Origin of the sequence: Pseudomonas sp. S36, from assembly GCF_016647875.1 — a bacterium.
In the GTDB taxonomy this organism is placed as follows: Bacteria; Pseudomonadota; Gammaproteobacteria; order Pseudomonadales; family Pseudomonadaceae; genus Aquipseudomonas; species Aquipseudomonas parafulva.
The window spans coordinates 95189-116640 of record NZ_JACVVG010000014.1; the positions used below are offsets into that span (position 1 = coordinate 95189).

Annotated in this window: 22 protein-coding genes and 3 tRNA genes; 6 read left to right on the forward strand and 19 right to left on the reverse strand. The window is 63.2% G+C overall.

The window, feature by feature from the left end:
• Positions 1-13 precede the first annotated feature (13 nt).
• Positions 14-697, reverse strand: a complete 684-nt coding sequence (locus IAE36_RS10590) for an energy-coupling factor ABC transporter permease (RefSeq protein ID WP_328822860.1) — start codon at positions 695-697, stop codon at positions 14-16.
• 142 nt (positions 698-839) lie between these two features.
• Here IAE36_RS10590 and IAE36_RS10595 point away from each other — a divergent pair, with 142 nt between their 5' ends.
• From IAE36_RS10595 to IAE36_RS10605, 3 genes are all read left to right on the forward strand, one after another.
• Positions 840-1469 carry a DUF1780 domain-containing protein gene (locus tag IAE36_RS10595; RefSeq protein WP_028631771.1) on the forward strand — a complete coding sequence of 210 codons (630 nt, stop codon included), beginning with the start codon at positions 840-842 and terminating at the stop codon, positions 1467-1469.
• Positions 1470-1601: 132 nt separating this feature from the next.
• Complete coding sequence (locus tag IAE36_RS10600; protein WP_033727895.1) at positions 1602-1775, forward strand: DUF3094 family protein; 174 nt, start codon at positions 1602-1604, stop codon at positions 1773-1775.
• A gap of 84 nt (positions 1776-1859) precedes the next feature.
• Positions 1860-3155 (forward strand): NAD(P)/FAD-dependent oxidoreductase, encoded by a 1296-nt coding sequence (locus IAE36_RS10605; protein ID WP_028631772.1) that lies wholly within the window; start codon positions 1860-1862, stop codon positions 3153-3155.
• Between the two features lie 30 nt (positions 3156-3185).
• Here IAE36_RS10605 and IAE36_RS10610 read toward each other — a convergent pair whose 3' ends face one another.
• The 8 genes from IAE36_RS10610 to rluD form a co-directional block, all read right to left on the reverse strand.
• Positions 3186-4397, reverse strand: a complete 1212-nt coding sequence (locus IAE36_RS10610) for an MFS transporter (RefSeq protein WP_201212300.1) — start codon at positions 4395-4397, stop codon at positions 3186-3188.
• 109 nt (positions 4398-4506) lie between these two features.
• Entirely contained in the window at positions 4507-5553 is a 1047-nt protein-coding gene (locus IAE36_RS10615; RefSeq protein WP_201212302.1) for an NAD(P)/FAD-dependent oxidoreductase, read from the reverse strand.
• A 123-nt stretch (positions 5554-5676) separates the two neighbouring features.
• Positions 5677-5752 (reverse strand) — tRNA-Lys (locus IAE36_RS10620).
• 6 nt (positions 5753-5758) lie between these two features.
• Positions 5759-5835, reverse strand: a tRNA-Pro gene (locus tag IAE36_RS10625).
• Positions 5836-5839: 4 nt separating this feature from the next.
• Positions 5840-5915: transfer RNA gene (locus tag IAE36_RS10630), tRNA-Asn, on the reverse strand.
• Between the two features lie 430 nt (positions 5916-6345).
• On the reverse strand, positions 6346-8910 hold the full coding sequence (gene clpB, locus IAE36_RS10635) for an ATP-dependent chaperone ClpB (protein ID WP_028631774.1): 2565 nt from the start codon (positions 8908-8910) through the stop codon (positions 6346-6348).
• A 166-nt stretch (positions 8911-9076) separates the two neighbouring features.
• On the reverse strand, positions 9077-9817 hold the full coding sequence (gene pgeF, locus IAE36_RS10640) for a peptidoglycan editing factor PgeF (RefSeq protein WP_201212304.1): 741 nt from the start codon (positions 9815-9817) through the stop codon (positions 9077-9079).
• The gene (rluD, locus tag IAE36_RS10645) at positions 9814-10776 is read right to left on the reverse strand and encodes a 23S rRNA pseudouridine(1911/1915/1917) synthase RluD (RefSeq protein ID WP_028631776.1); all 963 of its coding nucleotides are present in this window, start codon (positions 10774-10776) and stop codon (positions 9814-9816) included. Before rluD ends, pgeF begins: the two co-directional genes overlap by 4 nt.
• Positions 10777-10923: 147 nt before the next feature.
• Here rluD and IAE36_RS10650 point away from each other — a divergent pair, with 147 nt between their 5' ends.
• The gene (locus IAE36_RS10650; protein ID WP_028631777.1) at positions 10924-11943 is read left to right on the forward strand and encodes an outer membrane protein assembly factor BamD; all 1020 of its coding nucleotides are present in this window, start codon (positions 10924-10926) and stop codon (positions 11941-11943) included.
• Between the two features lie 100 nt (positions 11944-12043).
• Positions 12044-12274 carry a PP0621 family protein gene (locus tag IAE36_RS10655; RefSeq protein WP_201163542.1) on the forward strand — a complete coding sequence of 77 codons (231 nt, stop codon included), beginning with the start codon at positions 12044-12046 and terminating at the stop codon, positions 12272-12274.
• 16 nt (positions 12275-12290) lie between these two features.
• Here the strand turns inward: IAE36_RS10655 and thiO are convergent, their stop codons facing one another.
• Genes thiO through IAE36_RS10680 form a run of 5 tightly spaced genes read right to left on the reverse strand, consistent with a single transcriptional unit; the run spans position 12291 to position 15112 of the window.
• Positions 12291-13388 carry a glycine oxidase ThiO gene (gene thiO, locus IAE36_RS10660; RefSeq protein WP_201212305.1) on the reverse strand — a complete coding sequence of 366 codons (1098 nt, stop codon included), beginning with the start codon at positions 13386-13388 and terminating at the stop codon, positions 12291-12293.
• 54 nt (positions 13389-13442) lie between these two features.
• The gene (locus tag IAE36_RS10665) at positions 13443-13829 is read right to left on the reverse strand and encodes a type IV pilin protein (protein ID WP_201212307.1); all 387 of its coding nucleotides are present in this window, start codon (positions 13827-13829) and stop codon (positions 13443-13445) included.
• Position 13830: 1 nt separating this feature from the next.
• A complete protein-coding gene (locus tag IAE36_RS10670; protein WP_201212309.1) occupies positions 13831-14295 on the reverse strand; it encodes a hypothetical protein in 465 nt (154 codons plus the stop codon).
• Complete coding sequence (locus IAE36_RS10675; RefSeq protein ID WP_201212311.1) at positions 14292-14933, reverse strand: PilW family protein; 642 nt, start codon at positions 14931-14933, stop codon at positions 14292-14294. The genes IAE36_RS10670 and IAE36_RS10675 overlap by 4 nt, the downstream gene beginning before the upstream one ends.
• Positions 14930-15112, reverse strand: a complete 183-nt coding sequence (locus tag IAE36_RS10680) for a prepilin-type N-terminal cleavage/methylation domain-containing protein (RefSeq protein WP_201212313.1) — start codon at positions 15110-15112, stop codon at positions 14930-14932. Before IAE36_RS10680 ends, IAE36_RS10675 begins: the two co-directional genes overlap by 4 nt.
• A gap of 109 nt (positions 15113-15221) precedes the next feature.
• On the opposite strand from IAE36_RS10680, the gene IAE36_RS10685 reads away from it, so the two are divergent.
• Positions 15222-15713, forward strand: a complete 492-nt coding sequence (locus IAE36_RS10685; RefSeq protein ID WP_201212315.1) for a GspH/FimT family pseudopilin — start codon at positions 15222-15224, stop codon at positions 15711-15713.
• A 25-nt stretch (positions 15714-15738) separates the two neighbouring features.
• Here IAE36_RS10685 and ispH read toward each other — a convergent pair whose 3' ends face one another.
• The 5 genes from ispH to ribF are packed head-to-tail and all read right to left on the reverse strand — an operon-like array spanning position 15739 to position 21417.
• Positions 15739-16686: a 4-hydroxy-3-methylbut-2-enyl diphosphate reductase gene (ispH, locus tag IAE36_RS10690; protein WP_028631785.1), complete on the reverse strand. Its 948-nt coding sequence runs from the start codon at positions 16684-16686 to the stop codon at positions 15739-15741.
• Positions 16687-16700: 14 nt separating this feature from the next.
• Entirely contained in the window at positions 16701-17138 is a 438-nt protein-coding gene (locus IAE36_RS10695; RefSeq protein WP_028631786.1) for an FKBP-type peptidyl-prolyl cis-trans isomerase, read from the reverse strand.
• A complete protein-coding gene (gene lspA / locus IAE36_RS10700; RefSeq protein WP_060482371.1) occupies positions 17131-17646 on the reverse strand; it encodes a signal peptidase II in 516 nt (171 codons plus the stop codon). Before lspA ends, IAE36_RS10695 begins: the two co-directional genes overlap by 8 nt.
• Positions 17639-20470 (reverse strand): isoleucine--tRNA ligase, encoded by a 2832-nt coding sequence (gene ileS, locus IAE36_RS10705; RefSeq protein WP_201212317.1) that lies wholly within the window; start codon positions 20468-20470, stop codon positions 17639-17641. Before ileS ends, lspA begins: the two co-directional genes overlap by 8 nt.
• Entirely contained in the window at positions 20467-21417 is a 951-nt protein-coding gene (gene ribF, locus IAE36_RS10710; protein ID WP_028631789.1) for a bifunctional riboflavin kinase/FAD synthetase, read from the reverse strand. The genes ileS and ribF overlap by 4 nt, the downstream gene beginning before the upstream one ends.
• Positions 21418-21452 lie beyond the last annotated feature (35 nt).

The window sequence follows — 21452 nt, forward strand, 5'->3', positions numbered from 1 at the left end:
CCCATCCTGATACTCAGCGGTCCTCTTCCTTCCACGGCGCCTGCAAATAGCGGGTGCGGTTGAAGGTTTCCAACCACTCCGGGCAGAACACCACCAGCGCACTGATAATGGTGCCGTTGATAAATGCCTCTGGGAACATCATCAACCACAAGAAGCCGGCAAAATCGCTGAGCCACTCGGGCATGGCGAAAATGCCGTCCAGCCACAACACACCCAACGCAGCGGCCAGGCAGGCGACCACCGTCAAGGCTGCCGGGAAAAACCCGGAACAGAAGATATACACGAACAGGTTTCTGGGTTGGGCGCGCTCTACCCACAGGGCGCAGGCCTCGGTAATCAACACCGGCAGGCCCACCAGCAGCAGGCCGTTAACCCCTAGTGCCGCCAGGTCCTGCCGCCCCAGCGCCAGCAGGCCTAGCTGGGCCAGGAACCCGCCCACCACCGCCAGCGGCCAGTCCAGTATCAGGGTCACGGCCGTCATGCCGATGAAGTGGTACGACACGCCGGTATCAAAATCACGCCGCACCAGCCACAAGGCAAACAGGCAGACCACTGTGCCAAACAGCAGGTGCTGGCGGCGCCGGTCGGTTACCAGCTCTACCCAGTACACCCGGCTCGCAGCCCACACCAGTAATGGCACATAACCGAGCCAACCCAATGCCAGGGTGGTGCCGGACAAAACGTGTGCGCTGATCACCTGCCAAATACCCCTGAAAAAAGCATGGACAAACCTGAGTCTACACCCATTCCACGCCTGCCCAGGCGGCTGGCCCCGGCCAAACCGATTTCTGCGCACAAACAGCATCTTATCGTCATCGAATAGCAGCTAAGCTAGCTACATGGATGACTCAGACTACCTGCGCCTGCTTACCATCCAGGCCGAACAAGCCAATGCCTTTCTTTCCAATGCACGCAAATGGGAGCGTGAGCGTTGGGTGTGCCAGCGCCTTTTGCAGGGCCTGAACATCCCCTACCGCACTGACGACTTCACCCCCGCCGGGCAGGAGCCACCTGACGTATTGTTCCGTGATGCGGCGTTCGAGGTGTTTTTCGTGCTGGATGAGGGCCGCCGGCTGAACGATGAATGGCGTGAAGAGCTGCAACGCCGGCGCAGTGCATTCTCCCTGGCGCAACTGGTACGCCGCGAAGCCAGGCCCCGGCGTATCAGTGCCACCGAGCTGCTGGGGCGGCTGGCGCCCACGTTGCGCAAGAAGGCGCACAATTACCGCGAGCGCGGGCTTGAGCTGAACGAGCTGGACATCATTGCCTTCGCCAGCCTCAAACGCGAAGTGCTGGACCTGAACACGCACTTCCCGCCACCCACCGAATACCTGCGCCAGGGCTGGCGCTCGCTGTCGCTGGTGGGGCCGACCTTTGCCCGGGTGCTGTTCGCCCACCCCGATGCACCGGATTTTCTGCGCGGCAACCTGGGCCGCAGCATCGTGTTCGATGTGGGTATCAGCCTTTGATCCTGTGCCGCCGCTGATCAGGATGCCGTACACTCGGCGGCCAAGATAGAAAGCATTATCATTTGTTTCATGCGCCTGCACGAACACTGTAGCGTTTGCGCAGTCACAAACGTCTATCTGACGAGGCCCACCATGACCAGCCGCCTGAACCCTGAAGATCAGCGTCGCGTCGATGAATACCTGCAAGCCCCGCAACACCAGGTGCAGCGCCGGCCCTTTCGGCCATGGTTGCTGCTGGTGGTGGTGCTGGCGGTAACCATCGGGTTGGGCCTTGTCAGCCGCCTGCTGAGTGGACTGGTGCTATGAGCTGCCTGGCGCTCGCCCTCCCCTCGTGCACGGTGCGGCCGGCCCATTGGGCCAAGAATTCCGTAAACCTTATGAGATACCCCCATGACTCATCGCATCGTGATTGTCGGCGGCGGCGCCGGCGGCCTGGAACTGGCGACCCGCCTGGGTAAAACCCTGGGCAAGCGCAAGCAGGCCTACATCACCCTGGTGGACGCCAACCTCACGCACATCTGGAAGCCCCTGCTGCACGAAGTGGCGGCCGGCTCGCTGAACTCTTCGGAAGACGAACTGAACTACGTGGCCCAGGCCAAGTGGAACCACTTCAATTTCCAGCTGGGCCGCATGAGCGGCCTGGACCGCGAAGGCAAGCAGATCCAGCTGGCCGCTACCCTCGATGAAGAGGGCCGTGAACTGCTGCCGGCCCGTACGCTGGGCTACGACACCCTGGTGATTGCCGTGGGGTCCAACACCAACGACTTCGGCACCCTGGGCGCGGCCCAGCACTGCCTGTTCCTGGATACCCGCAAGCAGGCCGAGCGTTTCCACCAGCAACTACTCAACCACTACCTGCGCGCTCACGCCGGAGATGTAGCCAGCGAGAAGATCAGCGTTGCCATCGTCGGGGCCGGCGCCACGGGTGTGGAACTGGCCGCCGAACTGCACCATGCTGCCCACGAACTGGCGGCCTATGGCCTGGACCGCATCCAGCCCAAGGACATGCACATCACCCTGATCGAAGCCGGCCCGCGCGTGCTGCCGGCGCTGCCCGAGCGCATCAGCGTGCCGGTGCACCAGACCCTGGAAAAGCTGGGGGTCAAGGTGATGACCAATGCGGCGGTGAGCGAGGTGACGGGCGACTGCCTGAAGACCAAGGACGGCGAGGTGATCCAGGCCAGCCTGAAGGTATGGGCGGCGGGCATCCGTGCGCCGGGCTTCCTCAAGGATATCGACGGGCTGGAGACCAACCGCATCAACCAGCTGGTGGTGCGCCCTACCCTGCAGACCACCCGCGACGACGACATCTTTGCCTTCGGCGACTGCGCCGCCTGCCCACAGCCTGGCACCGACCGCAATGTGCCGCCACGTGCACAGGCCGCGCACCAGCAGGCGTCGATGCTGGCGCAAAGCATCAAGGCAAGGCTGGAGAACAAACCGCTGCCGACCTATGCGTACAAGGACTACGGCTCGCTGGTCTCGCTGTCACGCTTCTCGGCAGTGGGCAACCTGATGGGTAACCTGATGGGCAGTGTGAAGCTGGAAGGCTGGCTGGCGCGCATGTTCTACGTGTCGCTGTACCGCATGCACCAGATGGCCCTGTACGGGTTTTTCCGCACGGCACTGATGATGCTGGGCAGCAAGATTGGCCGGGGTACAGAGCCGCGGTTGAAGCTGCACTGACCCCAGCTGCACCTGCCCGGTGGTGCCCATTCAGCCATCGTTGAGCGATGCGTTGTTGGCCGCCGCCGGGCCACGCAGCAGTAGCAACAGGCACCAACCAGCCGTTGCCAGCAGCACCACGCTGGTAACGCCGAACACAAACCGCAGGCCCAGTGAGCCGGCCGCAAAGCCGCCCAGCACCGGGCCGGCGACCTGGCCCAGGTATTGGGCTGAGGTGGAATAGCCCAGCATCTTGCCCACCCTGTTGGCGCCGACGTTCTGCCGGATGACAGCCGATACACAGGGGATCAACCCGCCCAATGCCAAGCCCATGGCCAGGCGCAACACGATCAGTTGCCAGGCCTGGGTGACCAGCGCCTGGGGAATCAACAGCAACCCGGCGATGCCCAGGCATACCACCACCACCTTCAACGCCCCGACGCGGTCGGCCAGCTTGCCCAGCCTGGGTGCCGAGATGATGCTGCCCAGCGCCGAGGCCGCCATGCACAACCCCGCCAACCAGGTGACAGACTGCGCGCCCACATCCAGGCTGCGGATATACAGCGTGACGATCGGCTCGATCGACATGTTGGCCATCATCAGAATCATGGCAACGAACAGCATGGTGAAGACGACAGACATGTCTGGCCGGGGCGCAGGCGCGCTGTCGGCCCGGGCCTTGTCGGCTTTGCCCTGACGGGGTGGCGAGGTAATGAACAGGCACGTCGCCAGGAAGTTGAAGAAGATCAGCCCGCTGGCGCCCAGGAAGATGGTGCGGATATCCATGACGGTCGGCAGAATGCCGCCGAGCAGCGGCCCCACCAACCCACCGGCCATGATGCCCGACGAGAGCATGCCTAGCGCCCAGCCGGAGCGCTCTTTCGGCGTTTGCGCCGCCACCAGCACGTACGATCCCGAGGTATAGCCACCGGCAAGGCCGACCAGCAAGCGCAATACCACCAACTGCTCCACAGTCTGCGCCATACCAATCAGAGCCATGCTGACAACCATGCCGAAACTGGCCCGGATCAGGTTTTGCCGGCTGCCGTAGCGGTCTGCCAGGTGCCCCCATAACGGCGCTACCAACGCGGCGCTGAAAAAGGTCGCGGCATAGGCGATGCCTGACCAGCGGGCAATGTCTGCATCGCCCGTGGCACCTAGATGTTCCACGTACACCGGCAGAAACGGTAGCAGCACGGTCATGGCAACGATATTGACGAACGATCCAAAAAAACAGATTGCCAAGTTACGTTGCCACTGCATTACTGCGCTCCTGCGAAGGGTGTTGGGGAAGCAGCCTCAAGAGGGCATGGAAACCCTCAACACCCATTGCAGCAGTTGCACATCGGCCACGTCCAGTTAAAAACACGGCCTAGCACCCGGCCTGGACGATTTCCTCGGCAGCCAGGCGGCCCAGGTACGGCGCCAGGATGACCCCGGGGTGGGCTATCAGCGCATACACCCCATGCGCGCCCGGCAAGTAACCCCGCACGGGTTCGCCCCCTTGGGTCATTGGCCGCTGGCAGATGCTGACGGCACGCAGCGACAGCCCAGAGGTGCCGATGAACATGCGCTTGATCGCCTCGGCGGTGTGTTCGGCAAGGGCCGGCAGGCCTGCCTCCCCCTCTGCGGGGGCATCTTCCGCGCAGGCCACACCACCTTCCAGCGCCGGGCGCAGTTCCAGGCCATTGCCGTAGACCAGGTGCCTAACCACACCGGCAGGCGCCGAGAAGCGCATCAACACTGCAGGCTTGGTGAGGATGGGCAATTGAAATGCCTGCTGCCCGGCCAGGCCAATGGCCGCATCGGCATTGGCCAATACCACGCTGTGTGCGGCGAAGCGTTCACCGGCGCACAGTGCTGCCGTGACACGCCCGTTGTTCAGCTCCAGCCCATCCACGCAACGGCCATACAGCACCTGCGCACCCGCTTGCTTGGCGCCATGGAGCAACTGGCGGGTCAGCGCGACGGGCTCGACCGCAAAATCGTCAGGGGCCCAGGCGGCCAGCCTGGGTGGGGTTACCAGGCAGGGCTCCAGGGCACTGACCTGCTGGGCATCCAAGGGGTGCAGCCGCACACCCGCGGCCTGCTGCTGGTCGATGAGGCAAGCAGTTTGCTCGTCGCTGTCCAGCCATACCAGCGCCCCACGGGCAGCGACAGGCAGGGGCCCGAGGTCGAGTGCCAGGCGGCGGAAGTCGGCGATGGCCTGCAGCGTTGCGTTAAGCGCAGCCGGGTTTTCAGAGGCAGAGGCGCTGGCAGTACCCACCCAGCCATACGACCACCGGGTAACACCTGCTGCGGGCCTGGCCCCCTGCTCCAACACCGTGACCCTGGCCCCCAGCCTGGCCAGGTGCCAGGCAACGGAGGCCCCCATGATGCCCGCGCCTACAACCACGACGCTTGATGTATTGGCTACCATGCCAAATCGTCCTTATACCGCCCAGTGACACGAGGCAGGATAGCGGATTTACGGCACAACCAAGGGTTTGGAAAAATCGAGACAAAAGAAAAAGGGCATCTCATTTGAGATGCCCTTTTTACATGGTGGGTCGTGTAGGATTCGAACCTACGACCAATTGGTTAAAAGCCAACTGCTCTACCAACTGAGCTAACGACCCTAAAAATGGTCGGGGTGAGGGGATTCGAACTCCTGACATCCTGCTCCCAAAGCAGGCGCGCTACCGGACTGCGCTACACCCCGAGATTGGCTCCGCGACCTGGACTCGAACCAGGGACCCAATGATTAACAGTCATTTGCTCTACCGACTGAGCTATCGCGGAACTGAACTTCGGTACAACTTTACAACTTTGTTGCTACTTCGAAGCTTGTGTTAGCTTCGGTCTCTTTGGCTATCCGCTTTCGCGTTGTCGCTGCTGAGGCCGGCTATTCTACAGTCTTCGTTTTGCTTGTCAACCACTTTTTTTCATTCAACTTACTGATTTGTAAGTTGTTTTGCGGTCACCGATGTCGCTGGTGATTCGCTTAGTGCCTGACAACGCGGCGTATATTAGGGGCACTCTAGAATTGATGCAAGCAAAAATTTCAAAATTTTCAGCAAGTTAACAAACCCGCCCGGAAAGGCCCGATTTTACTGGGGTTGTGCTGGCCGCATCGCGATCAAACCCACCCCCACAGGTACTGAATAGCTCGAGGAGATGGCGCAATCGCCCCAAAAAAACCCCGCCGAAGCGGGGCTTTCAAACGAGGTAATCAGCTGAAGACGATTTCGTCGCCCTCTACCTTGGCGGTAATCGCCGTCCCGGGGATGAACTTGCCGGCCAGAATAAGCTGCGCCAAGGGGTTTTCGATCCAGCGCTGAATCGCACGCTTCAACGGCCGTGCGCCGTACACCGGGTCGTAACCAACCGCAATCAACTTGTCCAACGCCTCTGGGCTCAGGCTCAGCGACAGCTCGCGCTCCAGCAGGCGGCTGCGCAGGCGGCCCAGCTGGATCTCGGTAATGCCGGCGATCTGCTCGCGGCCCAGCGGTTCGAACACCACTACCTCGTCGATACGGTTGATGAACTCGGGGCGGAAGTGCGCCCCTACTGCATCCATCACCGCCGCACGCTGGGCTTCACGGTCGCCCACCAGTTCCTGGATCTGTGCAGAGCCCAGGTTGGAGGTCATTACAATGACCGTGTTGCGGAAGTCCACGGTGCGGCCGTGGCTGTCCGTCAGGCGGCCATCTTCCAGCACCTGCAACAGCACGTTGAACACATCTGGGTGCGCCTTCTCCACTTCGTCCAGCAGCACCACCGAATAAGGCTTGCGCCGTACGGCTTCGGTCAGGTAGCCGCCCTCTTCATAGCCCACATAGCCTGGTGGGGCGCCGATCAGGCGAGCCACGGAGTGTTTCTCCATGAACTCGGACATGTCGATGCGCACCATGGCCTCTTCGGTGTCGAACAGAAACTCGGCTAAGGCCTTGCACAGCTCGGTCTTGCCCACACCGGTAGGGCCAAGGAACAGGAACGAGCCGCTTGGCCGGTTGGGGTCGGACAGCCCCGCGCGGGAACGGCGCACGGCGTTGGCCACCGCGGTAACCGCCTCGCCTTGCCCAATCACACGCTGGTGCAGCAGGTCTTCCATCTTCAGCAGCTTCTCGCGTTCGCCCTCCAGCATCTTCGACACAGGGATGCCGGTCCACTTGGAGACCACTTCAGCGATTTCTTCCTCGGTGACCTTGTTACGCAGCAGCTGGTTATCGGTTTTGCCATGCTGGTCGACCATCTGCAGGCTGCGCTCCAGGTCCGGGATTACCCCGTACTGCAGCTCGGCCATGCGGCTGAGGTCACCTTTGCGGCGTGCGGCTTCCAGCTCCTGGCGGGCCTGCTCGATCTTTTGCTGGATCTGCGCCGAACCCTGCACTTCGGCTTTTTCCGATGCCCAGATCTCTTCCAGGTCGGAATATTCGCGCTCAAGCCGCTCGATTTCTTCGGTCAGCTTTTCCAGGCGCTTCTTCGCAGCCTCGTCTTCTTCCTTCTTCAGCGCCTGGGATTCAACCTTCAGCTGAATAAGGCGACGGTCCAGGCGGTCCAGCACTTCCGGCTTGGAGTCGATTTCCATGCGGATGCGGCTGGCCGCCTCGTCGATCAGGTCGATGGCCTTGTCGGGCAACTGCCGGTCGGTGATGTAACGGTGGCTGAGCTTGGCGGCGGCGATGATTGCACCGTCGGTGATGGCGACCTTGTGGTGCACTTCATAGCGCTCTTTAAGGCCACGCAGAATCGCAATGGTGTCTTCCTCGCTGGGCTCTTCCACCAGTACTTTCTGGAAGCGGCGCTCCAGGGCTGCGTCTTTCTCGATGAACTGGCGGTACTCGTTCAGCGTGGTAGCGCCCACGCAGTGCAGTTCACCACGGGCCAGTGCCGGTTTCAGCATATTGCCGGCGTCCATGGCGCCCTCGCCTTTACCGGCACCGACCATGGTGTGCAGCTCATCGATGAACAGGATCACCTGCCCTTCCTGTTTGGACAGCTCGTTCAGAAGGCCTTTCAGGCGCTCTTCGAACTCGCCCCGGTATTTGGCACCGGCGATCAACGCGCCCATGTCCAGCGCCAGTAGGCGCTTGCCTTTCAAGCCATCGGGCACTTCGCCGTTGATGATGCGCTGGGCCAGGCCCTCGGCGATGGCCGTTTTGCCCACGCCGGGCTCACCGATCAGCACAGGGTTGTTCTTGGTGCGGCGCTGCAGTACCTGTACGGTGCGTCGGATCTCGTCGTCACGGCCGATCACAGGGTCCAGCTTGCCCTCTTCGGCGCGCTTGGTCAGGTCGACAGTGTATTTGTCCAGCGCCTGGCGCGACTCTTCGGCGTTGGCGTCATTGACGGCAGCGCCGCCGCGCAGGTTATTGATTGCGTTTTCCAGGGCTTTCTTGCTCACGCCCTGGCTCAGCAGCAGCTTGCCGAGCTTGCTGTTCTCGTCCATGGCCGCCAGCACCACCAGCTCGCTGGAGATGAACTGGTCGCCTTTCTGCTGGGCCAGGCGGTCGGCCTGGTTGAGCAGGCGCGCCAGGTCCTGGGACATGTTCACGTCGCCAGTGGGGTTCTGGATTTTCGGCAGTTGGTCGAGTTCTTTTACCAGCGCCTGGCGCAGGCTGTGGATATCGAAGCCCACCTGCATCAGCAGTGGCTTGATGGAGCCGCCCTGCTGCTCGAGCAGTGCCTGCAACAGGTGCACGGGCTCGATGGCCGGGTGGTCCATGCCAACGGCGAGGGATTGCGCATCGGATATTGCAAGCTGCAGCTTGCTGGTCAAACGGTCTATTCGCATGGGTTACCTTCCTTTAAAAGGGCAGGTCGGAGCGATGGACAGCGCCTGTTATGAAGAAACCTGCCTGAGATGCCTTATAGATAAGGCTGATTCTGGAAGATTCAAGCTTAGCGGGGTTGACCGAAGTCATTGTGATGGATTAGTGCAGGCGATGAAGCCAGAGCGGTTAGCGCTGATCGAGCCAGACCAACGATGCAAAACGCCCACCTTGCGGTGTACGGCGGTAAGAGAAGAACCGCTCATCAGTGACGGTGCACAGCCCGCCGCCATAAACAGCCGTTACACCGCTGGCTGCCAGGCGAATACGCGCCAGCTCATAGATGTCGGCCATCAACTTGCCAGGCCGCGCGCCCTCGACGAAAGCCCGCGCTGCCTCGGGGTGCACGGCGGTGAAGGCATCGCGCACTTCCAGCCCCACTTCGAACGCTTGCGGGCCGATAGCCGGGCCCAACCACACCAGCACCTCTTCAGGCGCCAGGGCCAGGCGTTGCAGCGTGGCCTCAAGCACGCCACCTGCCAGCCCGCGCCAGCCGGCATGGGCTGCGGCCACACGGGTACCGGCGCGGTCGCAAAACAGCACAGGCAGGCAATCGGCGGTCATGACCGTGCAAGCGATACCGGGCTGGTGTGTCCAGCTGGCGTCCGCTTCGGCTACCTCAGTGGGGTCGGCGTCGGCGACCTCCAGCCCGTGCACCTGTTTGAGCCAGGCTGGCTGAATGGCAAACTCACGGCTCAGGCGACGACGGTTCTCGGCAACCGCAGCAGGGTCATCCCCCACGTGGTCGCCCAGGTTGAACGTGTCGTAAGGCGGCAGGCTGATGCCGCCCCGACGGGTGGTGACGCAGGCGCGAACCGAGGCTGGCGCGGGCCAGTCAGGTATCAGCAGCGTCTGCGTCAGCGCGCTCATCCGATGAAGCTCTCGCGGTCCTGGTTCAGCAGGGACAGCAACCACACGAAGTCGTCCGGCAGCGGCGATTCCCACTCCATGCGTTCACCGGTGGTCGGGTGGTGCAGCGCCAAAAAGCGTGCATGCAGCGCCTGGCGTGGGAAGGTTTTCACGGCCTCGACCATGGTCGGGCTGGCCGCCGGCGGAATGCGGAAGCGCCCGCCGTAGGTCTGGTCACCCACCAGGGGGAACCCGACGTGGGCCATGTGCACACGGATCTGGTGGGTACGCCCGGTTTCCAGCTTTACCCGCACATGGGTGTGCGAGCGGAAGCGCTTGAGCACCCGGTAATGGCTGACCGCAGGCTTGCCGCCGTCGGTGACTGCCATGCGCTGGCGCATGCCGCCGTGGCGGCCGATGGGGGCATCGATCTTGCCACCTGCGGTGACCACACCGACCACGATGCATTCGTAGATCCGGCTGACCGAGCGCTTTTGCAGCTGGTCGACCAGGTTGGTCTGCGCCTGCAGGGTCTTGGCCACCACCATCAGCCCCGTGGTGTCTTTGTCCAGGCGGTGAACGATACCGGCACGGGGCACGTTGATGATGTCTGGCACATGGTGCAGCAGGGCATTGAGCAAGGTACCGCTGGCATGCCCGGCAGCCGGGTGCACTACCAGACCGGCGGGTTTGTTGATGACCATGATCTGGTCGTCTTCATAGACGATGTCGAGTGCGATGTCCTCGGCTTCCCACTCGCCCTGGGCTTCCTGTTCGGCCTCAAGGGCCAGAACGGCGCCACCATGGACGGTGTCACGCGGGCGCAGGACAGCGCCATCGACCGTCAGACGGCCTTCTTTGATCCACGAAGTCAGCCGCGAGCGCGAATACTCGTCGAACAATTGGGCGGCGACCTGGTCGAGGCGTTGACCGCCCAGTTCGGACGGTACCTCTGCGCTAAGTTGAATGATCTCGGACATGCTCGATTCGGCGGGCGCACAGCCTTTGGTTTCGGCTGCGAGCTTGTGGTTAAATACGGCTTCTTTTGTCCCGGGGTTGGCCGGGGCGCTCATCATAACAGGACGGCCCCGCCCAAGACAGCGGCCGTCAAAGGGACGCAAGCCGCCATGCAAGTGAAACACCTGCTGCTGATCGCCATCCTCGGGCTCACCGCGGCCTGTTCCTCTAACAAGGAAGTCATCGACGAGAACCTCAGCGAGGCCGAGCTGTATCAGCAGGCCCAGGCTGACCTCGACAATTCCAGCTACACCAGCGCCGTGAACAAGCTCAAGGCCTTGGAGTCGCGCTACCCGTTCGGCCGTTATGCCGACCAGGCGCAGCTCGAGCTGATCTACGCCAACTACAAGAACGCCGAGCCGGAGGCTGCCAAGTCGGCTGCCGAGCGGTTCATCCGCCTGCACCCGCAGCACCCGAACGTGGACTACGCCTACTACCTCAAGGGCCTCACCTCGTTCGACCAGGACCGCGGCCTGCTGGCGCGCTTCCTGCCGCTGGACATGACCAAGCGTGACCCGGGTGCCGCCCGCGACTCGTACAACGAGTTCGCCCAGCTGACCAGCCGCTTCCCCAACAGCCGCTACGCACCGGACGCCAAGCAGCGCATGATCTACCTGCGCAACCTGCTGGCCTCGTACGAAATCCATGTGGCTGACTACTACCTGAGCCGTCAGGCTTATGTGGCAGCGGCCAACCGTGGCCGTTACGTGGTCGAGAACTTCCAGGAAACCCCTTCGGTTGGCGATGGCCTGGCAGTGATGGTGGAGTCGTACCAGAAGATGCACTTGGACGACCTGGCGGCCACCAGCCTGGAAACCCTCAAGCTCAACTACCCTGACCACCCGAGCCTGGCCGATGGCGAGTTCCAGCCCAAGCAGACCGAGTCTGATGGCCGCGGCTGGCTGTCCAAGGCCACGTTGGGCCTGATCGAAACCGACACGCCGCTGCCGCCAGGCGAAACCCGCGCCAACCAGGACGTGGTCAAGCAGTTCCAGGACGCGCGCGACGAAATCCCGAAAGAGCTGCTGCCCAAGGACGAGAACGGCGACCCGATCGAGCCGCAAGGGCCGAAGGAAGCCGAGAAGGATCGTTCGTGGTTCAGCTACATGACCTTCGGCATGTTTGACTGATCTGCCGAGAGGGAGGCCTGGGGTGACCCCGAATTAGGCCTCCCTTTTTCTCTGGCGCCGTCCTAGACTGTCGGCTTCATCATTCGACAAGCTGAACACCATGGTTCGCCTACTCTTCTGGATCGTCTTGATCGCCGCCGCGTTCTGGCTGTGGCGCAAGTTCAAAGTCAGCCAGCAATCCCGCCCCGAAACGAAGCTGGATGCGCCCCTGAAAATGGTGCGGTGCGCCCACTGCGGCGTGCACTTGCCCACCGACCGTGCGCTCACCCAAGGCAACGAGTGGTATTGCAGCCAGGCCCATCTGCAACAGGGGCCTGGCCGTCAGGGCTGAAACTGCGCCCGGGCTGCTAACCCAAGCGCCCCTGCGGGGCATACGGTGCCGGGTCGATGATGGGCTCGGCCCCGGTCAGCAGGTTTGCAAGCAGCTGGCAGGACGCAGGCGCCAGTACCAGCCCGTTGCGGTAATGCCCACAGTTCAGCCACAACCCATCATGGCCGGGCACTGGCCCGATGTACGGAATGCCTTCAGGCGAACCGGGCCGTAGCCCCGCCCAATGCGCCACCACGGGCGCCCCTTCCAGCTCGGGCAGCAACTCCACCGCCGACGCCTTCAGGCTGGTCAGCGCTTCGTCCGTCGGGGTTTTGTCGTAGCCGGCGTGTTCGAGCGTGCTGCCCACCAGAATGTGGCCGTCTCGCCGGGGGATTGCATATCGCCCTTTGGCCAGCACCATGCTCGGCAGAAAATGCTCGTCGCATTTGAACAGGATCATCTGCCCCTTCACCGGCTCGACCGGCAATGCCAGGCCCAAGGTGCGCAACAGGTCGCCACTCCAGGCACCGGCACTGAGCACCACATCATCCGCTGCCAGCACCTCGTCGGCCAGTTGCACACCGGTAACCCGCCCGCCTTGCTGGACGAAGCCGGAGATCTGGCAGTGTTCACGCAGCGTGACGTTGGGCAATGCCAGTAGCGCTGCCTTAAGCGATTTCACCAGGCGCGGGTTGCGCACATTGGCTACGCCGGCCATGTAGATGGCCCGGCCAAAGCCCGGCCCCAACACCGGCACTGCAGCGTAAACCGCTGCAATATCCACGGCACTCAAGGGCCGCTGCTGACGCGCCGCCCAGGCGAGAGCCTCGGCCTCGTCGTCCAGGTCCAGCCAGTACAGGCCGGTGGTGTGCACTTGCGGGTCAACGCCGGTGGTGGCGAACAGGTGCTGGCCCAGCTGTGGATAGAAATCCTGCGACCAGTGCGCCAACGCGGTGACGGCAGGGCTGTACCGCCACGGGTACAGCGGCGACACGATGCCACCGCCGGCCCAGGACGACTCACGGCCAACTTCGCCCTGATCGCACACCACTACCTGCCCGACGCTCGCCGCCAGGTTGTATGCGGTCAGCAGGCCGATCACCCCGCCCCCGACCACCACTACTTGCTTGCTCATGTGTAGATCCAACACCTGAAGTTAAACTGCGATGCACCGGGCATCATTGAACCTTCAGCTTCCCCAGCAATGCGTGCTGTCGATGGCACCTGGGTTGCCGCGTACCCCAGCATGGTCGAGCTGGAAGTCGCCACAACGGTCGTCGGCCATGCGCCCCTGCGGCAGCCGCAGGGCGCGCAGCGTGAAGGCATCGCTGCCACGCAGGGCCTGCAGGCTGTAGTCACGGTTACCGGCGGGCAGGTACAGCTCGCCCTCGGCATACTGGCCGGTGAGCATACGATGCCGCTCAAGCCGTAGCGCAGCGTCGTGCAGCAGGCCGGCCACTTCGCTACGGGCGGCCTGCCGAAGGTGGTCGCTGTAAGCGGGGTAGGCAATGGCTGCCAGAATGCCGGTCACGGCCAGCACAATCAACAGCTCGATCAAGCTCAAGCCTTGCTGCATGTCAGTCTCCCTGCACTCTTTGCCGCCATGCGATGCGGCGGGTTTGATCGCCGTTGGTGGCGTAGACCGCCTCCAGCACCTGTCGCGGACGCGCCTGCAGGCTTACGGCCGTGACTCTGAACAACGTGACAGGCAGCCCCTCCGGCACATGGGCGGCACGCGTGCTGATACCCAACTGCTGTATCTGATAGAACCCCTCCGGCGCTTTGTGCCAGTGGCCCTCAAGTGCGTGGGGGCGCTCAGGCGGGGCGCACGGTTGGCACGGTGCAGGCGCCTGGTGATGCAAAGCCCCCTGCCCTGCCAGCAACGTTGCCTCGGCCTGCTCAAACGCCAGCAAGCCATCACGCAGCACCCCGGCCATTTGCGTCTCAACCAGCGCGGCACGCAAGGCCGAGGCTGCGAGTACGCCCAGCAACAGGCTGATGACCAGCGCCAGCAACAGCACCACCCCGCGCTGACGCTTCATGGCAAAACAGGGTTGCGCAGGGCAACACTCAAGCGGTGCCGCTGCTGCAGCTGCAAGGCGGGGTCATGCAGCGCAAGGTCCAGGTCGATACGCTGGCTGCCAGCGCTTGTGAGGTAGGCGATATCCAACGCCCGCACGTGTTCCATCAGCGGCTGGGTGCTGTTACTGCGAGTGAAATACAACGTGCTGCCCCTTAGCTCGTAACGGTGCAGGCTAATGGGAATAGCCAGTTCACCGCTGCCCTGCACCTGCCCCACGGCAACCTGGGCGTGGTCCCGACAATTGGTAAGCACGGTCCAGTCCGGGTGCAGAACGTGGCCGGCCACATCCGCCACGACCAGGTTCAGGCTCGACGGGCCTACCTCCACTGGCCGGGTGAAAGCCAGGCGGGTGGCACTGTCGGGAAAGTCGCCAGGCAGCAAGCGCAGGCAACCGAACATGCCAGCCATGCGAATATCCTGGGCCATGCGCAGCAACGCCAGGCGTGCGTCCTCCTGCATGCGCAAGGCAGCGCCTTGTAGCCGCCACACCTGATGGGCAGAAGCGAAGAGTTGGCTGGCAGTTGTCAGCAACATCAGCCCAATCGCCAGCGCCAGCAGCAGCTCCAGTAAGCCGAAGCCCCGTTCGACGCGCCTCATGGTTGCGCCCGCTCACGATCGCTGTGAGCCGCCAGCGCCACCTGCACGTCGACCCTGGCCCTGTCGGTGGCCTGCAGCGCCTTTACCTGGAGCGCCGCTGCCGCGAACAGGCCGGCGCCCAGTACCAGCACTGCCAGCAGCACTTCCAGCAGGGTCATGCCTTGTTGCCTTGCGTGCATCCTTGCACCTCCTGTGACTTTTCGCGCAGGTGTGGTGTACACCTGCGACTGGCAGGGTTGCTCAACGCCCCTGAAGCTACAGCCAAGCACTTCCCGGGAGGAATGCACGGTGAAGCAACGTGGCGTAACACTGATACAAATGTTGTCGGCACTGGCCATCGCGATGCTGCTGGCACAGCTGGGCATGCCGGCCTACGCCACGTTCAGCGACGACCTACACAGGGCCGCTGCCGCGCGGGACCTGGCACAAGCCCTGCGAAGCGCTCGCGGGCACGCCATGCTGCAGGGCCAGCCGGTACGGGTACAGGCACTGGACAACGCGTGGGGCAATGGTTGGGTGGTGATGCTCGAGCACAATGGGCAGGTGCTGCGCGAACACCGCCTGCCACGGCCACTGCGCATTGCGGGCAACATTGGCGCAACCCTGAGGTTCAGCGCGGTGGGCATCCCCATGAGGCCTGGCGGCGGCTGGCTGGGGGGCACGCTGGACATCTGCGAGCGGGGCACCGCGCTAAGCCGGCATCAGGTGGTGCTGGCTTCGAGCGGCAGGGTCAGGGTGGCGACCGAAGTGAATGAGACGCCACAGTGCCGGGGCAGCTGACCAAAGACGGTAGTTGAGGCCCGCCTTAAAGCAGGGAGCGCACGCGCAGCTCTTTGGGCATGGAGAACGTGATGTTCTCCGCACGCCCGTCCAGCTCCTCGGCACCGGTTGCGCCCCAGGCCTTGAGCTGTTCGATCACACCCCGTACCAATACCTCGGGGGCCGACGCACCTGCCGTGATGCCAACCCGCGCAGCCTCGGTGAACCAGCCCTGTTGCAGGTCCTCGGCACCATCGATGAGATAGGCCGGTGTACCCATGCGCTCGGCCAACTCGCGCAGGCGGTTGGAGTTGGAGCTGTTGGGGCTGCCCACCACCAGCAACACGTCACACTCGTCGGCCAGTTGCTTCACAGCGTCCTGGCGGTTCTGCGTGGCGTAGCAGATGTCATCCTTGCGCGGCCCGCCAATGTTCGGGAAGCGTGCACGCAGGGCGTCGATCACCCGGCTGGTGTCGTCCATGGACAACGTGGTCTGGGTCACGAAGGCAAGGTGGTCAGGGTCTCTGACCTGCAAGCTGGCGACATCGCTCTCGTCTTCGACCAGGTAGATGGCACCGCCATTGCTGGCATCGTACTGCCCCATGGTGCCTTCCACTTCCGGGTGCCCTTCGTGGCCGATCAGGATGCATTCGCGGCCGTCACGGCTGTACTTGGCCACCTCAATGTGCACCTTGGTCACCAGCGGGCAGGTAGCGTCGAACACCTTCAGGCCACGGCCTGCTGCTTCCTGGCGTACGGCCTGGGAAACGCCGTGGGCGCTGAAGATGACGATGACGTCATCCGGCACCTGGTCCAGTTCTTCGACGAAAATGGCGCCACGGTTGCGCAGGTCTTCGACCACGAACTTGTTGTGCACCACTTCGTGACGCACATAGATCGGCGGGCCGAAGACTTCCAGCGCACGGTTGACGATTTCGATCGCCCGGTCGACCCCCGCGCAGAATCCGCGGGGGTTGGCGAGTTTGATTTGCATGCTCGGCTCCAGGCTTACAGGGCCTTCACTTCGAGGATCTCCACCTCGAACGTCAAGGTCTTGCCAGCCAGTGGGTGATTGAAGTCGATGGTCACCTGGTCATCATCGAACGCTTTGACCACACCGGGCAATTCGGCGTTGGCGGCATCCTTGAAAATGATCAGCAGCCCTTCGGACAGCTCCATGCCCTCGAACTGGGACCGCGGCATGACTTGCACGTTCTGCGAATTGGGCTGGCCGAAGGCGTTCTCCGGGGCAACCACCACCGTACGCTTGTCACCGGCCTTGAAACCGAACAGTGCGGTTTCGAAACCGGGCAGCAGGTTGCCATCGCCCACCTTGAAGGTGGCCGGGGCCTTGTCGAAGGTGCTGTCGACGGTGTCGCCGTTTTCCAGGCGCAGGGCGAAGTGCAGCGTGACTTCGGTGTTCTGGCCGATACGAATGTCAGTCATGGGCCGGCTCCTCGGTCTTCTTGCTCTTGAACATGTCCAGCGCCAGCATCACCGCACCGACCGTGATTGCACTGTCGGCCAGGTTGAACGCCGGGAAGTAATGCCGGTTCTGCCAGTGCACCAGGATGAAATCGACCACATGGCCCAGCACGACGCGGTCCCACAGGTTGCCAATGGCACCACCCAGCACCAGTGCCAGCGCCACGGCCAGCCAGGTTTCGTCACGCCCAAGGCGCTTGAGCCACACAACCAGCACGGCACTGACCACCACCGCGATGAGGGCGAACAGCCAGCGCTGCCAGCCTGCCCCGTCTGCCAGGAAGCTGAAGGCAGCGCCGGTGTTGTAGGCCAACGTCCAGCTGAAGTAATCAGGGATTACCACGATTTGCTGGTACATGGTCAGGGCGTTGTCGAAATACAGCTTGGTGGCCTGGTCCAGGACCAGCACCAGCAAGCTCAGCCACAGCCATGCAAGGCGCCCGAAGCGCCCCGCTGCAGGGTTAGGCATAGTGGCGCACCTCGCCCTGGCCGGTCAGGTTCTCGACGCAACGGCCGCAGATTTCCGGATGCTCCGGGTGGCTGCCGACGTCGGCACGGAAGTGCCAGCAACGCCCGCACTTGGTGTAGCCGGACTTCACCACTTTCAGCTTCAGGCCTTCCACTTCGGTGGCAACGGCTTCGGCCGGCGCCTGAGCGAACGGCACCACGCTGGCAGCTGAGGTGATCAGCACGAAGCGCAGTTCGTCACCCAGCTTGGCCAGGTCGGTGCTCAGGCCTTCGTCGGCGTACAGGGTGACTTCGGCTTGCAGGTTGCCACCGATGACCTTGGCGGTGCGCTGGTTTTCCAGCTCCTTGTTGACCGACGCCTTGACCGCCATCACGCGGTCCCAGTAGGCGCGGTCCAGCTCGGTGCCTTCAGGCAGCTCGCTCAGGCCCTCGTACCAGCCGTTGAGCATGACCGACTCGTTACGCTCGCCCGGCAGGTATTGCCAGATTTCGTCGGCGGTAAAGGCCAGGATCGGTGCAATCCAACGCACCAGTGCTTCGCTGATGTGGTACAGCGCGGTCTGGCAGGAGCGACGCGCCACGCTGTTGGCGCCGGTGGTGTACTGGCGGTCCTTGATGATGTCGAGGTAGAAGCCGCCCAGCTCCTGCACACAGAAGTTGTGCACCTTGGAGTAGACGTTCCAGAAACGGTACTCACCGTAGTGCTCTTCCAGCTCACGCTGCAGCAGCAGGGTACGGTCAACCGCCCAGCGGTCCAGCGCCAGCATGTCTTGCGGCGCCAGCAGGTCGCGCGCAGGGTCGAAGCCAGACAGGTTGGAAAGCAGGAAGCGGGCGGTGTTGCGGATGCGGCGGTAGGCATCGGCGCTGCGCTGCAGAATCTGCTCGGAAACCGCCATTTCACCGGAGTAGTCGGTAGCAGCAACCCACAGGCGCAAGATGTCGGCACCCAGGGTGTTGTTGACCTTCTCTGGCTCGATGGTATTACCCAGCGACTTGGACATCTTGCGGCCGTTCTCGTCCACGGTGAAACCGTGGGTCAGCAGCTCGCGGTACGGCGCGTGGCCGTCGATGGCGCAACCGGTCAGCAAGGACGAGTGGAACCAGCCACGGTGCTGATCGGAACCTTCCAGGTACAGGTCGGCGCGCGGGCCGGTGGCGTGGCCGATGTCGTGGGAGCCGCGCAGTACGTGCCAGTGGGTGGTACCGGAGTCGAACCACACATCCAGGGTGTCGGCGATCTTCTCGTACTGGTCGGCTTCAGCGCCCAGCAGCTCGCTGCCATCAAGCTTGAACCAGGCCTCGATACCTTCCTGTTCCACACGCTTGGCCACCTCTTCCATCAGCTCGACGGTGCGCGGGTGCAACTCGCCGGTCTGCTTATTGAGGAAGAACGGAATCGGTACGCCCCAGTTGCGCTGACGCGAGATGCACCAGTCAGGGCGGTTGGCGATCATCGAGTGCAGGCGTGCCTGGCCCCAGGCAGGGACGAACTTGGTGTCTTCGATGGCCTTGAGGGCACGCTCGCGCAGCGGTTCACCGGTGCTTGGCTGCTTGTCCATGCCCACGAACCACTGCGCTGTGGCGCGGTAGATCAGCGGCGACTTGTGGCGCCAGCAATGCATGTAGCTGTGGCTGATGGTTTCGGTGTGCATCAGCGCACCGACTTCGCTCAGTTTCTCGACGATGGCCGGGTTGGCCTTCCAGATGAACTGGCCGCCGAAGAACGGCAGCGACTCGGCATACACGCCGTTGCTCTGCACGGGGGTGAGGATGTCATCGTTGACCATGCCATAGCGCTTGCAGGTAACGAAGTCGTCTTCACCGTAGGCTGGCGAGGAGTGAACCACGCCGGTACCGGCACCCAGCTCGACGTACTCGGCCAGGTAGATGGGCGACAGGCGGTCGTAGAACGGGTGGCGGAAGTTGATCAGTTCCAGCGCCTGGCCCTTGGCAGTGGCGATGACTGCGCCTTCCAGGCCGTAGCGGGCGAGGCACGGCTCGACCAGTTCTTCAGCCAGCACCAGCAGACGCTCGCCGGTGTCGACCAGGGCGTAGGCGAAGTCCGGGTGGATGTTCAGCGCCTGGTTGGCCGGGATGGTCCACGGGGTAGTGGTCCAGATCACGATGGCAGCGGGCTTGCCCAGTGCCGGCAGGCCGAAGGCAGCTGCCAGCTTGGCTTCGTCGGCGACCGGGAACGCCACATCGATGGTCTGGGACTTCTTGTCGGCGTATTCCACCTCGGCCTCGGCCAGGGCTGAACCGCAGTCGAAGCACCAGTTCACGGGCTTGAGGCCCTTGAACACGAAGCCTTGCTTGACCATCTCGGCCAGGGCGCGGATTTCACCGGCCTCGTTGGCGAAGTTCATGGTTTTGTACGGGTTGCCCCAGTCACCCAGCACGCCCAGGCGGATGAACTCGGTTTTTTGCCCTTCGATCTGCTCGGCAGCGTACTCGCGGCACAGCTCGCGGGTGCGGTCGGCAGACAGGTGCTTGCCGTGGGTAACCTCGACCTTGTGCTCGATCGGCAGGCCGTGGCAGTCCCAGCCCGGCACGTACGGCGCATCGAAGCCGGACAGGGTCTTGGAGCGGACGATCATGTCCTTGAGAATCTTGTTCAGCGCGTGACCGATGTGGATCTTGCCGTTGGCATAGGGCGGGCCGTCGTGCAGCACGAACTTGGGACGATCCTTGCCAATTTCGCGCAGCTTCTGGTACAGGCCAATGCTGTCCCAGCGCTGCAGGATCTGCGGTTCGCGCTGAGGCAGGCCGGCCTTCATGGGGAAGGCGGTGTCCGGAAGGTTTAGCGTGGCTTTGTAGTCGGTCATTTCAGGCTCTTGGTTAGCGGTTGAGCGTGCCAATGTGCACGTGCGGCGGCGATATCCGCATCGATCGCCGACTTCAGCGCCTCCAGGGAGGCGAATCGCTGCTCTTCACGCAGCTTGTGGTGGAACACCACCGTCAGGCGCCGGCCATACAGGTCGCCGGCATAATCCAGAAGATGAATTTCCAGGTGCGGGCGCCCATCACCGGCAACGGTGGGGCGCACGCCGATATTACCGACACCCGGCCAGGCCTTGCCGTCGATCTCGATGCTGGCCAGGTAGACCCCGGACAGCGGCACGCGGCGGCGCTTGAGCTGGATGTTGGCAGTGGGAGTACCGAGCTGGCGGGCCAGCTTCTGGCCGTGCAACACGCGGCCAGTGATGCTGTAAGGGCGGCCCAGCAGGTGTTCGGCCAGTTCGAAGTTGCCATCGGCCAAGGCCTTGCGCACTTCGGTGCTGCTGACCCGCAGGCCATCCTGGATCACCGTATTGGCGGCCTCGACGGTAAAACCGTACTGCTGGCCGGCCTGGACCAAAAAGGCGAAGTCACCTGCGCGGTCGCAGCCAAAGCGGAAGTCGTCGCCCACCTCCAGGTGCCGCACGCCCAGGCCATCGACCAGGATGGCCTTGACGAAGTCATCGGCGCCGAGCTCACCCAGGCGCTGGTTGAACGCCAGGCACAGCACCCGGTCGATGCCCTCGCCGGCCAGCAGCTCGACCTTGTCGCGCAGGCGGGCCAGGCGGGCGGGTGCAGTATCGGGGGCGAAATATTCGCGCGGTTGCGGTTCGAAGATGACCACGCAGGTGGGCAGGCCCAGCGCCTGGCCGCGCTCACGCAGGCGCGCCAGGATAGCCTGGTGGCCGCGGTGAACCCCGTCGAAGTTGCCAATGGTGGCGACACACCCCCGGTGTTCGGGGCGCAGGTTGTGAAGACCTCGAACCAGCTGCATAACGCGCTTCTTGCTCATAAAGTGGCCGATTATAA

What these genes read in the sequence shown, in the direction of transcription:
- thiO (WP_201212305.1), bottom strand. Translation starts at nt 13,388, where the DNA reads ATGAGCAAGCAAGTAGTGGTGGTCGGGGGCGGGGTGATCGGCCTGCTG.
- IAE36_RS10665 (WP_201212307.1), bottom strand. Translation starts at nt 13,829, where the DNA reads ATGCAGCAAGGCTTGAGCTTGATCGAGCTGTTGATTGTGCTGGCCGTG.
- ileS (WP_201212317.1), bottom strand. Translation starts at nt 20,470, where the DNA reads ATGACCGACTACAAAGCCACGCTAAACCTTCCGGACACCGCCTTCCCC.
- IAE36_RS10600 (WP_033727895.1), top strand. Translation starts at nt 1,602, where the DNA reads ATGACCAGCCGCCTGAACCCTGAAGATCAGCGTCGCGTCGATGAATAC.
- lspA (WP_060482371.1), bottom strand. Translation starts at nt 17,646, where the DNA reads ATGCCTAACCCTGCAGCGGGGCGCTTCGGGCGCCTTGCATGGCTGTGG.
- IAE36_RS10650 (WP_028631777.1), top strand. Translation starts at nt 10,924, where the DNA reads ATGCAAGTGAAACACCTGCTGCTGATCGCCATCCTCGGGCTCACCGCG.
- ispH (WP_028631785.1), bottom strand. Translation starts at nt 16,686, where the DNA reads ATGCAAATCAAACTCGCCAACCCCCGCGGATTCTGCGCGGGGGTCGAC.
- clpB (WP_028631774.1), bottom strand. Translation starts at nt 8,910, where the DNA reads ATGCGAATAGACCGTTTGACCAGCAAGCTGCAGCTTGCAATATCCGAT.
- rluD (WP_028631776.1), bottom strand. Translation starts at nt 10,776, where the DNA reads ATGTCCGAGATCATTCAACTTAGCGCAGAGGTACCGTCCGAACTGGGC.
- IAE36_RS10615 (WP_201212302.1), bottom strand. Translation starts at nt 5,553, where the DNA reads ATGGTAGCCAATACATCAAGCGTCGTGGTTGTAGGCGCGGGCATCATG.
- IAE36_RS10605 (WP_028631772.1), top strand. Translation starts at nt 1,860, where the DNA reads ATGACTCATCGCATCGTGATTGTCGGCGGCGGCGCCGGCGGCCTGGAA.
- IAE36_RS10695 (WP_028631786.1), bottom strand. Translation starts at nt 17,138, where the DNA reads ATGACTGACATTCGTATCGGCCAGAACACCGAAGTCACGCTGCACTTC.
- ribF (WP_028631789.1), bottom strand. Translation starts at nt 21,417, where the DNA reads ATGCAGCTGGTTCGAGGTCTTCACAACCTGCGCCCCGAACACCGGGGG.
- IAE36_RS10655 (WP_201163542.1), top strand. Translation starts at nt 12,044, where the DNA reads ATGGTTCGCCTACTCTTCTGGATCGTCTTGATCGCCGCCGCGTTCTGG.
- IAE36_RS10680 (WP_201212313.1), bottom strand. Translation starts at nt 15,112, where the DNA reads ATGCACGCAAGGCAACAAGGCATGACCCTGCTGGAAGTGCTGCTGGCA.
- IAE36_RS10595 (WP_028631771.1), top strand. Translation starts at nt 840, where the DNA reads ATGGATGACTCAGACTACCTGCGCCTGCTTACCATCCAGGCCGAACAA.
- pgeF (WP_201212304.1), bottom strand. Translation starts at nt 9,817, where the DNA reads ATGAGCGCGCTGACGCAGACGCTGCTGATACCTGACTGGCCCGCGCCA.
- IAE36_RS10670 (WP_201212309.1), bottom strand. Translation starts at nt 14,295, where the DNA reads ATGAAGCGTCAGCGCGGGGTGGTGCTGTTGCTGGCGCTGGTCATCAGC.
- IAE36_RS10675 (WP_201212311.1), bottom strand. Translation starts at nt 14,933, where the DNA reads ATGAGGCGCGTCGAACGGGGCTTCGGCTTACTGGAGCTGCTGCTGGCG.
- IAE36_RS10610 (WP_201212300.1), bottom strand. Translation starts at nt 4,397, where the DNA reads ATGCAGTGGCAACGTAACTTGGCAATCTGTTTTTTTGGATCGTTCGTC.